This is a genomic window from Fulvivirga imtechensis AK7, assembly GCF_000331535.1.
GTDB classification, from domain to species: Bacteria; Bacteroidota; Bacteroidia; order Cytophagales; family Cyclobacteriaceae; genus Fulvivirga; species Fulvivirga imtechensis.
Map to the genome: position 1 here is coordinate 85,566 of NZ_AMZN01000025.1, position 14,206 is coordinate 99,771.

At 39.0% G+C, this 14,206-nt stretch carries 14 protein-coding genes; 12 read left to right on the top strand and 2 right to left on the bottom strand.

All coding sequences use genetic code 11. The features are described 5' to 3' along the window. The 4 genes from C900_RS07575 (at position 1) to C900_RS07590 (ending at position 5,190) form a co-directional block, all read left to right on the top strand. Positions 1–1,116: a glycosyltransferase family 4 protein gene (locus C900_RS07575; protein ID WP_009579140.1), complete on the top strand. Its 1,116-nt coding sequence runs from the start codon at positions 1–3 to the stop codon at positions 1,114–1,116. 11 nt (positions 1,117–1,127) lie between these two features. Continuing rightward, positions 1,128–2,669 carry a murein biosynthesis integral membrane protein MurJ gene (gene murJ, locus C900_RS07580; RefSeq protein WP_009579141.1) on the top strand — a complete coding sequence of 514 codons (1,542 nt, stop codon included), beginning with the start codon at positions 1,128–1,130 and terminating at the stop codon, positions 2,667–2,669. After that, complete coding sequence (locus C900_RS07585; protein ID WP_009579142.1) at positions 2,666–3,883, top strand: glycosyltransferase family 4 protein; 1,218 nt, start codon at positions 2,666–2,668, stop codon at positions 3,881–3,883. The genes murJ and C900_RS07585 overlap by 4 nt, the downstream gene beginning before the upstream one ends. Before the next feature lie 158 nt (positions 3,884–4,041). Continuing rightward, positions 4,042–5,190, top strand: coding sequence for a glycosyltransferase (locus C900_RS07590; protein ID WP_009579143.1), 1,149 nt, complete (start codon positions 4,042–4,044; stop codon positions 5,188–5,190). Here C900_RS07590 and C900_RS07595 read toward each other — a convergent pair. Continuing rightward, on the bottom strand, positions 5,180–6,022 hold the full coding sequence (locus C900_RS07595; RefSeq protein WP_157493939.1) for a ParB N-terminal domain-containing protein: 843 nt from the start codon (positions 6,020–6,022) through the stop codon (positions 5,180–5,182). The two genes, C900_RS07590 and C900_RS07595, sit on opposite strands and share 11 nt — an antisense overlap. 396 nt (positions 6,023–6,418) lie before the next feature. On the opposite strand from C900_RS07595, the gene C900_RS07600 reads away from it, so the two are divergent. Continuing rightward, a complete protein-coding gene (locus tag C900_RS07600) occupies positions 6,419–6,745 on the top strand; it encodes a hypothetical protein (protein ID WP_009579146.1) in 327 nt (108 codons plus the stop codon). A gap of 317 nt (positions 6,746–7,062) precedes the next feature. Here C900_RS07600 and C900_RS07610 read toward each other — a convergent pair whose 3' ends face one another. Further along, a complete protein-coding gene (locus C900_RS07610; protein WP_009579148.1) occupies positions 7,063–8,196 on the bottom strand; it encodes an ISAs1 family transposase in 1,134 nt (377 codons plus the stop codon). 156 nt (positions 8,197–8,352) lie between these two features. Between C900_RS07610 and C900_RS07615 the strand changes: the two genes are divergently transcribed. The 7 genes from C900_RS07615 to C900_RS07645 all read left to right on the top strand — a co-directional run bounded on the left by C900_RS07615 (position 8,353) and on the right by C900_RS07645 (position 13,925). Further along, a complete protein-coding gene (locus C900_RS07615) occupies positions 8,353–8,802 on the top strand; it encodes a MarR family winged helix-turn-helix transcriptional regulator (RefSeq protein WP_009579149.1) in 450 nt (149 codons plus the stop codon). Between the two features lie 10 nt (positions 8,803–8,812). Then, positions 8,813–9,256: an NAD(+)--rifampin ADP-ribosyltransferase gene (gene arr, locus C900_RS07620; protein WP_009579150.1), complete on the top strand. Its 444-nt coding sequence runs from the start codon at positions 8,813–8,815 to the stop codon at positions 9,254–9,256. A 261-nt stretch (positions 9,257–9,517) separates the two neighbouring features. Further along, positions 9,518–11,032 (top strand): NAD(P)H-dependent oxidoreductase, encoded by a 1,515-nt coding sequence (locus C900_RS07625; protein ID WP_009579151.1) that lies wholly within the window; start codon positions 9,518–9,520, stop codon positions 11,030–11,032. A 91-nt stretch (positions 11,033–11,123) separates the two neighbouring features. After that, on the top strand, positions 11,124–11,555 hold the full coding sequence (locus tag C900_RS07630; RefSeq protein ID WP_009579152.1) for a MarR family winged helix-turn-helix transcriptional regulator: 432 nt from the start codon (positions 11,124–11,126) through the stop codon (positions 11,553–11,555). 59 nt (positions 11,556–11,614) lie between these two features. Then, positions 11,615–12,121, top strand: coding sequence for a GNAT family N-acetyltransferase (locus C900_RS07635; protein ID WP_009579153.1), 507 nt, complete (start codon positions 11,615–11,617; stop codon positions 12,119–12,121). A gap of 10 nt (positions 12,122–12,131) precedes the next feature. Further along, positions 12,132–12,386: a CBU_0592 family membrane protein gene (locus C900_RS07640; RefSeq protein WP_009579154.1), complete on the top strand. Its 255-nt coding sequence runs from the start codon at positions 12,132–12,134 to the stop codon at positions 12,384–12,386. A 435-nt stretch (positions 12,387–12,821) separates the two neighbouring features. Next, entirely contained in the window at positions 12,822–13,925 is a 1,104-nt protein-coding gene (locus C900_RS07645) for a Fic family protein (RefSeq protein ID WP_009579155.1), read from the top strand. The last annotated feature ends 281 nt before the right edge of the window (positions 13,926–14,206 follow it).

Sequence of the window (14,206 nt, forward strand, 5' to 3'; positions counted from 1 at the left end):
ATGAAAAAGAAAATCATTGTAAATGCTCTAAACCTGCATGGAAACTTCTCCGGGGTACACTATTATATCAAAAACCTGCTTGAAGAACTGGATGGAATGGAATTACCCTATGAAATTGCACCACTTTTTTCAAAAGAATGCTCTATAAATAACTATCAAAATCTGCGGCCTATCCAGGTGTCATTTAAATCTTCTTATAGGTCTATTCGCATATTTTACGAGAATTTTCACTTGCCAAAGTACTTCGAATCAAAGGCTTTTAACCTCTACCACTCCACCAGCTATGTTTTACCCTACAAATGTCGATTCCCATCTCTAACAACAGTCCACGACCTTATTTCCCTGGATTATCCCGACCTTTGTAAAACAAGTACAGCCCTTTACTATGGCTCTGTAATAAAGCGATCCATAACAAATAGTTTAAAAATTATCACTGTTTCCAAAAAAGTAAAAGCTGATATTTTAGAAAGGTTTGATCTTCCGCCAGACAAAGTGGAGGTGATCCCTTTGGGAGTATCGCCAAAATTCAGGAAAGTCACCGACACAATGATACTTGATCGAGTAAAGAAATTTTATAAACTCCCTGAACGGTTTATTCTATTTACTGGTAACCTCGAGCCTAAAAAAAATCTAGTCAGGCTTATTAAGGCATTTACCTTATTCAAAATAAAAAATGCAAATGATTATCAGCTTGTTATAATAGGTCAAAAAGCCTGGAAATATGGAAAAATATTTGAAGCAGCGAAAAAATCACCCTTTGAAAAGGAAATTCATTTTTTAGGGTATGTGAATGAACACGATTTGCCAGTATTATACTCCCTTGCAAAACTCTTCGTTTTTCCGTCCATATATGAAGGGTTTGGTTTGCCAGCTCTGGAAGCGCTGGCCTGCGAAACACCAACACTAGTTTCATCTGCAGGAGCTTTACCGGAAATTACAGGGAACTATTGTCCTATAATAAACCCGTTTTCCATTGAAGATATCTCATTCAAAATTTCGTCTGCCTGTGAAGGAAAACTTCCCTACGACATTAAAACTGCGGCTCATTGGGCTTCACAATTTACTTGGAAAGAATCTGCCATAGCTACTGCTAATGTTTATAGTCAACTGTTGTAACTTTCGAGAACATGCATACCCTATACACAAAAATTAGGAACATTACACGGAATAAGATCGTGCAGTCTTCCTTAGGGCTACTTATCATCACTCTAGGTGTGAAAGCATTAGGCTATGTGGAAAAGCTCGTTTTAGCCTATTTCTTTGGCACCTCCCATGAAGTAGACATCTACAACATTGTAATAACCATTATTCTAAGTCTCTTTTTTTTATTTAGGGAAATTATAGAACCTGGTTTTTTAAATGTATTTCTTAGATTGAAAGCAAATAGCGATGATGTCAAGGCCTGGAATCTTTTTAATAAAGCAGGGAGGCTCATCCTTGCAATTACACTTATCGTTACTATTCTGTCAGTGGTCTTTCCTCAAGTATTAGTAAAGACTTTTGCTCCAGGTTTTAATGCTGAACTCAACCAAATGACAACAGTCATGTTACAAATTGCCTTTCCGGCGTGTATTTTTCTATGTCTCTCTACTTTAACGAACATCACTCTCAACGGGGAGAAACAGTTCGTTATACCTGCATCGGGAGAACTCATATTCAAAGCATCAATTATTGCTGTATTGGTGGTATTTTTTGATAAATGGGGTATCTATGGAATAGCAGTGGGCATACTGGTTGGGGCGGTAGGCAAATTGCTTCTACATTTTATTCTCCTTCGAAAAAAAATTCATATAAATCGAGCTCCAGTTGAGAAAAAACAATTAAAATCTATCTGGCGACTTACCTGGCCTCTTTTGGCCGGTGTTTCATTCTCCCAGGCAAGCGGACTAATAGATAACATTTTCGGCTCATATCTACAGGAGGGCGCTATATCTTCGTTAAGTTATGCAAAAAAAATAATCGAGTTGCCTGTATTGCTTTTCCCATATATAATAAGCGTAGTAATGTTTCCCTATCTTTCTGAGTTGTCTATTGAAAAGCAACAAAAAAAGTTAATATTGCTTTTCACTAACTCTATGCAATGGATCGTAGTGGTGTTTTTACCCCTGGCCTGCTTTATAGGGCTTTTTGCTTCCGAACTGGTAAAAATTATCTTTGAACGAGGCGCCTTTGACCAATCATCAACGCAAATGACAGCGTTGCCATTGTCTATTTATGCTATAGGATTAGTTTTCTTTGCAATAGAAACTGTTTTGGTGATTTTTTACTATAGTAGTGCAGATACCAAAACCCCAGTATTTATCGGTATGGCTTGTGTATGTGTGAATATCATCCTCACCTATCTATTCGTAAGATGGATAGGTTATACAGGAATTGCTCTTGCTTATGTAGTACAAAAGTGGCTCAAAAACATTATATTGTTATTTTTGCTGTCTAAGAAAATAACAATTAGTTACCGGTCAGTGGTAAGGTTTCTAAAGCCAGTCCTGTTCGCTTTGGCGGTTTACACAGTATTGTTGCAAATATTCAGGGATCAGCTATCAAGTCATATAGAAGGAGGACCGTTTATCCAAGCAGTAACGCTGGGCGGAGTATTTCTGCTTTTTGCAGGCATTTATATTCTAATATTGAGGATAATGAAATTTAAAATTAATGTTGCAATACAATGAATCTGATATACATAGTGGAAAAATTTCCCTCCAAAACAGAGTACTTCATTTTAAATGAAATATTAGCACTGGAGAAATACGGATTTTCCATTTCAATATTGGCATTCCGTTGTGAACAGAAATTTCATCCCGAATTCACTCATTTAAAGAAAAAGACATTTTATCACTCGTTTGATAACGTCCTGCTAGGAGTTTTATATTATTCATTTTTTCATTCTTCTGCCTTTATCAGAACCATTTTTTTAATTTTCAAAGAACCTAATACCCGAATATTTGAGATATTTGTAAGTATCAAAAACTTACTAATTACATGTGGTTTTGCTTATCAAATTCGTAAAACAGATCAGGATCATATACACTCTCACTTTGCATTTCTCCCCTCCAAAATTGGAATTTTTTTGTCTTCACTTACAAACAAGCCTTTTAGTATGACCCTGCATGCGCAGGATATTTACTGCAACAAACCGTATAGATTAGCTTACGAGCTAAAAAAATCAAGATTTGTTATTACATGTTCAAAATATAATTACAAGCACCTTTCTTCATTATTTCCTGAACATGCACATAAGATTTATACTGTTTACCATGGAATTAACATTAACAGATGGAACTACAGACAACGTAAAAGCCTGCAAAATAAAATAAAAATTCTATCTGTAGGGAGATTAGTAGAGAAAAAAGGATTCATTTACTTATTAAATGCAATTAAAATAATCATAGCTAAAGGAATAGAGGTCAGTTGTACAATTGTAGGATGTGGTCCACAGTTCGAAGAACTGGAAAACTTTGTAGAAAAAAATAATCTTTCTCAGTATATCAATTTTACAGGAACATTATACCAACAAGAGTTATTAAAACATTTTGACATGGCTGATCTTTTTATTTTACCTTGTATTAATACCAATTCTGGGGATATAGATGGATTACCTAATGTGTTATTGGAAGCTATGGCATCAGGATTACCGATAATTACTACTCCCGTATCTGCTATTCCTGAATTGATTATTCACAAAAAAAATGGTCTGTTGGTAAGGGAGAGATCTCCGGAAGATATTGCACATCATGTAGAAGAATTAATTGCCAATCCGAGTCTTTATAAAGAGATAAGTTCACTAGGTCGAAAACTACTCAAAGGAGAATTCAGGATAGATTGTAGTACGATTAAAATTACTTCTATTTATCAATCTATCTATAAATCATCCTTCAAGAATTAAGATCGAAACAATTTATTGAGAATAATTATGTAAATACATTTTTAGATTTACTTACATATTAGGTAACATGCCACCTCAGAATATTCTTTAAACAGGCACTTGAACCTAAGGTTGAAGAAACATGAAATAACTTTTACAGTTATGAAATCAGTTAATAAATGAAAAAGATAAAAATCCTCTATGGTTTGGAATCAACTTCCGGAGGGTCCTTAAAGCATCTACTTTACCTGACAAGCTTTATCGATCCACAAATTTTTGATATTACTGTGGTGCTATCCAGTAAACGAGGTGTTGATTTGAGCCATGCAGTAAAAGAAATAAATGCCGCAGGTGCAAAACTATTGTTCCTGCCAATGAAAAGGTCTATAGACCCTTTAAATGACGCTATCAATCTTTTGAAAGTAAAAACAATCATCAGAGAAGGTCGATATGATATAGTCCACGCTCATAGTTCAAAGGCAGGAGTACTTTTTCGTATCGCAGCCCGAATGCACCGGGTACCATTAATACTTTACACCCCTCATTGTTTTTATTTTCAAGCCCATGAAGGGTTGAAAAAGAAATTTTTTGTCTGGATAGAATATTGTTTGGCAAAGATGACCGATTATATTATTGTCTCACGAAATGAGAAATCAGCCTCTTTAGAAGAAGGTATATGTCCTCCTAAAAAATTAATTAATATAAACAACGCTATAAAATTTAATGAAAAAGCCAGAAAGCAAAATATATTTGAATTAAAAAAGAAATATAATATAAAAACGACCTGGGTGGTAGGGTCCGTTGGTAGGTTAACCAAACAAAAAGACTGGTTCACATTCATCTATGCAGCTAGGCATGTATTGATGCGAAACCCTGATGTATCATTTATTATAGCTGGCACTGGTGAACAGAAAACAGAATTGGAAGGGTTAATAGCTTCTCTGGAACTTGAGGACAAAGTAATGCTTTTAGGATATATTGAAGACATCGACCAAATATATTCTATCCTCGATGTTTTCGTTAGCTCATCACTTTGGGAAGGTTTACCATACGCCTATCTAGAAGCCATGCACCATAGAAAGCCAGTGATTGCCACCTATTTGGGCGAAAATGATCTTCTTCAAGATGATGAAACAGGATACATAATACCAAAAAAAGATTATAAACTCTTAAGTCACAGAATCTGCAAGCTTCTTAAAAACAAAGAGAAAATAGTGAAATTAGGAATGAATGGAAAAAGTCGCATAACCGAGTATAATTATTCATTTGAACGCTTTATCGAAGCACACAAAGCACTCTATACTTGTACCAAAATAACTAATTTCTAATAAGGTACTCCAACCGTTCTATTAATTCCTTGAGTTTAATGATCGCTTCAAGATCTCGGTTGTTAATAGCTTTATTGATATATGACAAAATAGAACCTTTTATTCTTTTTAGCCTCTCATCATATGAAAGAAACGGGTCTTCCATAACAGATTCATTGCCTTCCTCCGAAATATTAATGCTATTAAGTTCGCGTTCAACCTGACTAAGGGATTCCTTTTTTAAAAGATTTATCTTATTATACAGATCAGCCTCATTCTTTACCTTTATTTCAACCCCGGATTCCCCGAGTAGTTGGATATCTTTTTTACTAAAAGTAACTACTCCCTGCAAGAGCTTTAATTTTAAAGTCGCATTCGACTTTCCAATTACATCAATTCCTTTAGCATAATTGGCGTCACGCTTTATGGTACTGGCACTAACACTAAACTGATCAGCAATCTTTTCCGAAGTTGTACGCTCATTTTGTCCTTTAGACAGCACATTTTGATACCCCCCTTTTGATTTCTTTAGCTGAAGATACTTAAGTCCGCGATAGTAGCTCAATTGATCAGGGGTAAGGTTTCTTCTCCCAAGTTGATTATTAATTATCCAAAATTTGGCCTCCTCTATGTTTTTAAAGTCTATATATTCTTCTTTAAAATCAATGCCATGTTTTGAACATATCCTGAACCTGTTATGCCCGTCAATAAGTATATCTTTACCATCTCTCCGCCAGAGCAATAATGGATCAATACAGCCATGTTCCAAAAGACTTGCCTCTAGTAACTTATTCTCCTCATCCGACAGTGGGACTAATAAAGTTTCAAGGGATTTGTTTATGTGTATATTCACTGGTTTAATACTACTAGACATAATTACTACTTTTTCGAATTATTAGTTAAAATGTTCTGTGGAGCTATAAAAAGAAAAAATAAAATTATCATCAATGCTCTACAAATTTACAAAGGTTTAAAAAATAGAAAAGAAAAATTCTCACGGTTTTTAAATCTGGAAGCCATAATATCCATAGTTCACTCAGATTCAGGTACTTTATCAGAAATTACAGCATAAACATTAAAAAACCACTTGATAAAAATAAATTTATTTACAATATAACTATTAAACTTTCAGTAAAGACTTTCATACCTAAGTCTCTTAAAAAAAAACTACAGTTTCTCTTCCTGAAACATTGGGATTTTTGAATTTTGGCTACTAATTTAGTAGATACCTAAAATCAACCTAGCAGCAATGACCATTACCAGAATCGAAATCATTAACTCTTATCAGTTAAGAATTACAGAGGCTAACAATCAGCAAAGCATTATAGAAGATATTATACTAGATATAGGTAATAATCTTATTAGGTTTACCTTTACGCTTAATAAGCTCTCTTTTTTCACCATGGAAAGCCTTGTATATGTCCAAGCTCCTTTTTATAGCTCTACGGCTATTATAAATAGAGTAGATTTACATAAAGACATTGGCGGACAAATTATTTCATCAGAGTTCACTAATGCTGAAGTTGATTTTTATTGTATTGAAGAAGTCTATGAAAACGCTGTAAATGCCAGATAAACATAACACGCTTATCATCTGCCATTCTCTACATGAAACACCGTTACTAACATACTTCCTCCTCGCTGAAAATGCTGCTGCTTTTTGAGGTAATCGGTGGCATACTTTTCATTCTACCTCGATTCCGTACCCTGGGTGCCGTAATACTTACCCCAATTATGGCCGGAATACTGGCACACCACTTCACTTTAGGTGATAGCCTGATTATCCCACTCATTATGACCGCTATTTTGGTATGGGTGATTGTGGAGAACCGACAAAAATATTTACCAATGATTAAATCAAATTAACAGAGACCACTCTCAGGGAAATCGCTTTTAAACTCTGAGAATTTTATCTCTGTAATTGTCATCAAGAGCAGCAAGCAATCTTTTCGAAGGCTTACTTTTCTTGGTTGATTTCTCTCTATCCATCAGGGTCAGGGCCATTTTAGCTATTATGTTGTAGTTAAGGGCTGAGTTGTCCTTCTTTTTGAGTGATGCGTCTTCCTTAAAGACCACATCAAGGACCCAGTGGAGTTTGTTCTCCACAGACCAGTGGCTTCTTACCGCTCTATTTATTGATTTGGCATCAGTATCCAAAGAGGAAATATAGTACCTAATCTGGGTTGTTCCTTTCCCTGTGTCTTTTGAAATCCTCTCGGAAGTGATCCTTATCACCGACTTGAGACCGACCCACTCCTGGCGGTCATCCAGAAAGTTTAATTGGTTTATTACCTCGCATTTCCTGTGTTCTATCCTGCCATGGCCCAGATCGGAATCCTTGTTTTCAGAGGCGACCGGTTTTATCGAAAACAACTTCTCAATCTGATCCCTCAGGCCTTTCTGGTTCCCTTTGACCATAAGGATATAGTCGGCATCTTTTTCAACGATGGTTTTTGCGATGTTTTTCTGACACCCCATAGCGTCAATGGTCACCGTGCAGCCTTTGAGGGCCAGAAGTTCAAGCAATTCAGGAATGGCCGTTATTTCGTTGCTCTTGGAAGCTACGGCCAACTGCCCCAGACAAAGCCCATTTTCCGAGGCGAAAGCCGATACGACATGGATAGCAGACTTCCCTTTTCCTTTATCATCTGAGCGGCAAATGGTTTTGCCGTCAATTGCAACGACCTCTCCGCGGGTTGTATCGGCAATTGAGTTAACCCAGGAAATGAAGCAGCGACTGAAAGCTCCGGGTTCGAGAGCGGCAAAAACCTTCCCCAGAACATCATGAGAAGGGATTCCGTTTTCATACGGGTACCACTTTTTCAGCCAGTCCAGCTTTGATTTTCCGAACAAATTGATTGAAGTCCATGTATCTGCTCCGCTGATAACGGCAGCGATGCAAAGGAAAAGAATCTCTTCAAGAGGATATAAACGGTTGCCTTGATGGGTACGTCTGGGATCTTTCAAATCAGCAAAAAATGAAGAAAAACCGGAGATTTTTTCTGAGGATACTTTTGGATTGGGCATTTTTTTTACCCACTCCCAAATATAACCAAAATTCCCGGGTTTTCATTTTTTTTTAAAAGCGATTTCCCTGACTGACACTCAGGAAATTTGTATTTGAAATTTTAATTATTCTTATTTATCTTTACTATCAAGATAATTGATAATCAAGATTTATGTATGAAAAATGATCAGGTGTTGGAAATCAGAAAACTCAGTCAGAAGTATGCCTACACCTCAATTCAAATGCATGAGACGATCGCAAGGAAAGCAGGTTTTTCAGGCACAGACCACAAGTATTTGGGCTTCTTTCTTCAAAGGGGAAAACTAACGGCAGGTGATCTGGCAGAGTTGACGGGCTTGACGACAGGGTCGGTAACCGCTCTTATCGACAGGTTTGAGAAAAAGGGATTGGTGAAGAGACAACCTGATTCGGTTGATAGACGAAAGGTCTTCATAGTCCCTGAAAGTGAAAAAATAATCGCGCTTTTGAGGCCCTTTTACCAGGCTTTTCAAGATGAAACAGATCGGTTGATTGCTTCATTTTCAAACGATGAAAGAGAGATCATAGAATCTTACCTGACCAAGGCTCTACAACTGGCAAATCAAACTATTGAGAAACTCAAATAATTCAAGATTTATGGCCAAAAACAACAACAAATCCCAATCGGCACCGACAGTCCATACCCCATTCATTCAGACATATCTCCATGGTACTAAAGCTGATTTGAAACTCGGGGAGCTGCTGGAAGTTGGATACAACTCCAACTTCGGTGAGCAAAACAAAGCCAAATACATCTACTTCACAGCAACTTTAGACCCTGCAGTATGGGGAGCCGAACTTGCCCTGGGCGAAGGGCGGGAAAGAATTTATCTGGTAGAACCCACTGGACCCATAGAAGATGATCCAAACCTGACAGACCAAAAATTCCCCGGCAACCCTTCCATGTCTTACCGCTCACAACACCCGCTTAAAGTGGTCGGTGAGGTAACAATTTGGCAGAGCCACTCTCCTGACCAACTCAAAACCATGAAAGATGGAATAGCAAAACTTGCCTCCCAAGGAATCGGTGCAATCGAGTAACAATAGAAGTGCGAGTAGCCAGTCGCGAGTCTTGAGTGATACACTTTTGTTCTTCCGACTAGGTCTTCGAGTTATCTCAATACTAAATACTAATATCTCAATACCCGCTTGAAGAATTGTGGGCTAGTTTATAATTGTCACTTCTCCGACTCCCTTGCAGATGATTCGTGAGAGCTGAAGACTCTTAAACATTCATTTGCCATCAGTCTAATCTATTTATACCCATGCGTTGTTAAAACAATGAGCACTTAAAAATAGATTATGAATGTCTTGGTAATTGAGGGGCACCCACGTAAGAATAGCTTTTCCGGGGCACTTGCGCAATCCTATAAAGCAGGAGCGAAACAAGCTCAGGCAAATGTAATGAGTTATGTTCTTGCCGATAAGACATTCAACCTCCACGTAACCACACCATCACCGCATCACCAGTTTATTGAAAAAGATGTGAAAGAAGCCCAAGAGTTAATAGCCTGGGCTGATCATCTTGTTTTTGTTTATCCCACCTGGTGGGGTACGATGCCCGCACTTTTGAAAGGTTTTCTGGATCGTGTATTTACACCGGGGTTTGCTTTTACAGAATCAGAGGATACCAATGTGTGGGGCAAATTGCTGAAGGGAAAATCAGCGCAGCTAATTACAACTATGGATACTCCTAAATGGGTATATCAGTGGATCTATAAAAGTCCGGGCCACCGGGCCTTGAAGCAAGCCACACTACAATTCTGTGGCGTAAACCCTGTCCGTATCCTGACATTCAGTCCTATCAAAACATCTAACAAATCGCAACGCGCACAGTATTTGGAAAAGGCGTTTCACGCAGGATTAAAATTGAAGCATGGAGTACTAAGCCAGTGGGGAAAAGTCCGCGACAAAATAGCTACCTGGCTCAAGGCACTCCGACTCCAGTTCTACCCCATGACGTTGGTAGCATATGCTACCGGAGCGCTCGGAGCCATCCACCTCGGTCATAGTTACAACTCGTTAATTTTCTGGATAGGCTTTTTTTGGATCTTTTTGGTGGAAGCGGCTACAGTACTAACGAATGACTACTATGACTATCGTTCTGATAAGCAAAACAAATTTCACAGCCCATTTACAGGAGGATCACGAGTACTTGTTGAAAAGGAGCTGACCTTTAAAGAAAACAGGAGTGCCAGTTTAGCAACCCTTATACTCTCGATAGTGTTAGCAGGCTTGTTATTTATGGAAACGACCATCTCTGGTAAAAGCGCTGCATTAATGGCCGTGCCTTACCTTTTAGCTCTGGGGTATACTGCTCCTCCATTAAAATTGTCTTATCATGGTTGGGGAGAGTTGGATGTAGGCATCACTCACAGTATATTGGTCGTGCTTTGTGGGTATGTATTTCAAGGGGGAAATGTGCTGGATCCTTTTCCATGGCTGCTAAGTATCCCGTTGTTTTTGGCTATTTTACCGTCTATTATCCTTGCCGGAATTCCTGACTATGAAGCTGATAAAGCGGTTTCAAAAAAAACTATTGCAGTAAAAATAGGACGAAAGAATGCCGCCAAAGTGGCTTTGACCTTTGTAGTATTCGCAACTGTAGCAGGCATTGCCTGGCACGTTTTCGATCTGCTCCCGGGGGCATACAGTCTTGCTATTTTCATGATAGTACCACACGCCTTGATCATTGTTTATTTACTACTTCGCTACATTAAAAATCCCTCGCCACCACCCAGAATAAATTCGTTGATGATCGCCACCCTATCGTATATTCTTTGGTTTGGACTTATCCCTCTTTTCAATTTATTGTAACACCAACCCCGTACCTCTTCACTATCTCCAGTTTGCTAAGAATAATTTTTATTTAGTTGACAAAGTCAACTAAATAAACTACATTTACCCTATGGATCAGTCACAGGTAGAAGAAATAAGGAGTTTTAACAGGTTTTATACCAAAATTATAGGCTTACTGGACAAGCACATTCTTAACAGCAACTACTCCCTGCCTGAAGTTCGGGTACTATTCGAGCTGAATCATAGCCCCGGACTGACCGCGTCAGATTTGATCACTATACTTGATATAGATAAAGGGTATCTGAGCCGAATTCTCAAAAAATTTGAGAAGCAGCAGTTAATTCGGAGGCATGTTTCGGCAAGTGACAGGAGAGCCACCAATCTGAGTCTCTCGGAGCTGGGCCAAAGAGAGTTTAATAAACTTGACAACGCATCCAGTAGCCAGATCAGGAATATTTTTGACAAACATACAAATGAAGAAGTGGTGACATTAGTGAATAAAATGAAAGAAATAAGGTCATTGATAACGAAGAAAATGTAGCATTTTTTTTATCCAAATAGTTGACAGAATCAACTTATTATTCAGTAAATATTTAAAATATGGCAGACGCTAAAATTTCACTTAACGATATCTATATTAGGAATGAAATCCGCCCGGGAGACCTGGGCTATGTTATCCATCGTCATGGAAAGGTATATGGTGATGAGTATGGCTACGGAGTATCTTTTGAAACCTATGTAGGTGCTGGCATGCATGAATTCTACCAGAATTTTGACCCTGAAAAAGACAGGGCCTGGATCTGCGAGCATAACGACAATATTATAGGCTTCATTTTGTTAATGCACAGAGAAAATAATGCCGCGCAACTTCGGTATTTTTACCTGGAAGAAAAGTACAGGGGAATAGGCCTGGGCAAAAAGTTGATGGAGCTTTTTATGGAATTTTTAAGAAGAGCCGGTTACCAATCCGCTTATTTATGGACTACACATGAGCTATCGGCTGCAGCCACTCTTTACAAACGACACGGATTTGTGCTGACCGAATCCAGAGAGTCGACAGCATTTGGCAAAAAATTAAGAGAACAGCGATATGATTTAACGATTTAAGCACAGAAATATGCAACTGCTAATCATCGAGATAATAGGTTGGGTAGCCATGGTATTGGTACTCTCCGCATTCTACCTGAACACGAAAAATATCGTTTCCTCCAACTCCAGTATATTTCTCACTATGAATATCCTGGCGGGCCTCTTCATGGCCATTAATTCAGGGTATCACCATGCCTATCCTTCTATGTTTGCCAATATCGCGTGGTTATTTATTGCTGTTATTGGTATGGTGAGCGGCAAAGCCAAAAATAAAGGGGTGTAAATTAGATCCCCATGAAAATTAATCGTCCCCAGGCGGGCAAGACGTCCACGGGCAGCGCGGCCCGTTTGATGCATGTGGGCGAGCAGCCGTAAGGGCTGGGAATGAGCGTTTAGCGGGAAAAACGGGCTTTGCCCGTGGCGCCTTTTTCTTTCCCAAAGGGATCCCTTCGGGGTTGTTTCGTCCCGATTGGAACATCGGGATGAAAACCGGGGTAGAAACCTCAAAAATTGGCATAACTGATGCATTTTGAGATCGCACCTCCGGAACACAGGCTCCCGAAGCACCTTTTAAAGTAAAAAAATATCTACTTTCTGTAAAAAAGAATTATTAAGGGCGCCTTAAATTAATTCCTGTTATTTTGCCTGAGCCGAATAATTAGGCTATTCGGCTCATAATTTACTTTATTTTGAGCCGAATAAGTTGTATATTCGGCTCATGATGTACAATTGGCAACATAAACAATGGCCTAATTTCTCCTATAATACTCCTTTTCCGGAAAAACAACTGCTGAATTACGGGCTAAAAAGCGGTCATATCGATGGGTTGATACAAGCAATGCCTGAAGACACACAGATAGAGGCTATCATTGACCTCATGGTATATGAAGCCATGAAAACATCAGAAATAGAGGGCGAATATCTCAGCCGGGAAGATGTGTATTCGTCTATCAAAAAGAATCTGGGCCTTCAGCCTCCCAAAGAGAATATTCCGGATGAACGCGCGAAGGGAATATCAGAGCTTATCATTAAGCTCCACAACACGTTTGCCGAGCAGTTGAGTGAAAATATGCTATTTGATTGGCACACCACGCTAATGAAGGGGAGCAAAAATATAAATGCAGGCCAGTGGCGTAAACACACAGAATCCATGCAGGTAGTTTCCGGCACCATAGGTAAAGAAGTAGTCCATTTTGAGGCTCCTCCCTCTTCCCGTGTTCCAAAAGAGATGAAAGCATTTATAAGCTGGTTTAATGCCACTGGTTCCAGGGGTAAACAAGTGATAGAAAACCCACTGATACGATCGGCTATTACGCATTTGCATTTCGAATCTATACATCCCTTTGAGGATGGAAATGGGCGGATAGGCAGAGTTTTAGCCGAAAAAGCATTATATCAAAGCCTGGGAAAGCCCTTGATCATCAGCCTGTCCAAAACCATCGAACAGGATAAGCAGGCTTACTACAATGCGCTCAAGCAAGCTCAACGCACCCTGGACATCACTGCATGGATACACTATTTTACCCAGGTGGTGATGGATGCACAAGACGATGCCGAAAAACTGATTTCTTTCTCATTTAAAAAAGCAGTTTTCTTTGACAAATACAGCCAGCAACTCAATGACCGCCAACTCAAGGTGATCAAAACCATGCTAAAATCAGGCCCGGAAGGCTTCGAAGGTGGCATGACTGCCAAAAAGTACATGTCCACCACCCGAACTTCAAAAGCCACAGCCACGCGGGATTTGCAGGAGCTTTTTGAAATGGGCATCTTTCTAAGGGAGAGCGGTGGCAGGAGTACGAGGTATAAGTTGAATATTTGATTTCCTCAGAGTCCCTTTCAGACGACTCTGAGGTGGAAAAAACAGTATTAAAAACCCCTAGCACCAGTTCCCGGCCCCTGTGCCGGGACCCCTTAGCAAAGCACTTCTTGAAAAGTAGCCCAACAAACCAAAGCAATAGAAAGGCGCAGAAAAAATCCTATTTCTCTGGATTTTCATCGCCTTTGAAGAAGCTTCACTTCAGTTATCACCCCTCTCCCAGGGGCCCCGGCCCCTGTGCCCATAGCCGTTAACTTAAGCATCCCGGTAGGGATGCAATATTG

Coding starts and splice junctions, on each gene's coding strand:
- C900_RS07575 (WP_009579140.1), top strand. CDS start 1: ATGAAAAAGAAAATCATTGTAAATGCTCTAAACCTGCATGGAAACTTC.
- murJ (WP_009579141.1), top strand. CDS start 1,128: ATGCATACCCTATACACAAAAATTAGGAACATTACACGGAATAAGATC.
- C900_RS07585 (WP_009579142.1), top strand. CDS start 2,666: ATGAATCTGATATACATAGTGGAAAAATTTCCCTCCAAAACAGAGTAC.
- C900_RS07590 (WP_009579143.1), top strand. CDS start 4,042: ATGAAAAAGATAAAAATCCTCTATGGTTTGGAATCAACTTCCGGAGGG.
- C900_RS07600 (WP_009579146.1), top strand. CDS start 6,419: ATGACCATTACCAGAATCGAAATCATTAACTCTTATCAGTTAAGAATT.
- C900_RS07610 (WP_009579148.1), bottom strand. CDS start 8,196: ATGCCCAATCCAAAAGTATCCTCAGAAAAAATCTCCGGTTTTTCTTCA.
- C900_RS07615 (WP_009579149.1), top strand. CDS start 8,353: ATGAAAAATGATCAGGTGTTGGAAATCAGAAAACTCAGTCAGAAGTAT.
- arr (WP_009579150.1), top strand. CDS start 8,813: ATGGCCAAAAACAACAACAAATCCCAATCGGCACCGACAGTCCATACC.
- C900_RS07625 (WP_009579151.1), top strand. CDS start 9,518: ATGAATGTCTTGGTAATTGAGGGGCACCCACGTAAGAATAGCTTTTCC.
- C900_RS07630 (WP_009579152.1), top strand. CDS start 11,124: ATGGATCAGTCACAGGTAGAAGAAATAAGGAGTTTTAACAGGTTTTAT.
- C900_RS07635 (WP_009579153.1), top strand. CDS start 11,615: ATGGCAGACGCTAAAATTTCACTTAACGATATCTATATTAGGAATGAA.
- C900_RS07640 (WP_009579154.1), top strand. CDS start 12,132: ATGCAACTGCTAATCATCGAGATAATAGGTTGGGTAGCCATGGTATTG.
- C900_RS07645 (WP_009579155.1), top strand. CDS start 12,822: ATGATGTACAATTGGCAACATAAACAATGGCCTAATTTCTCCTATAAT.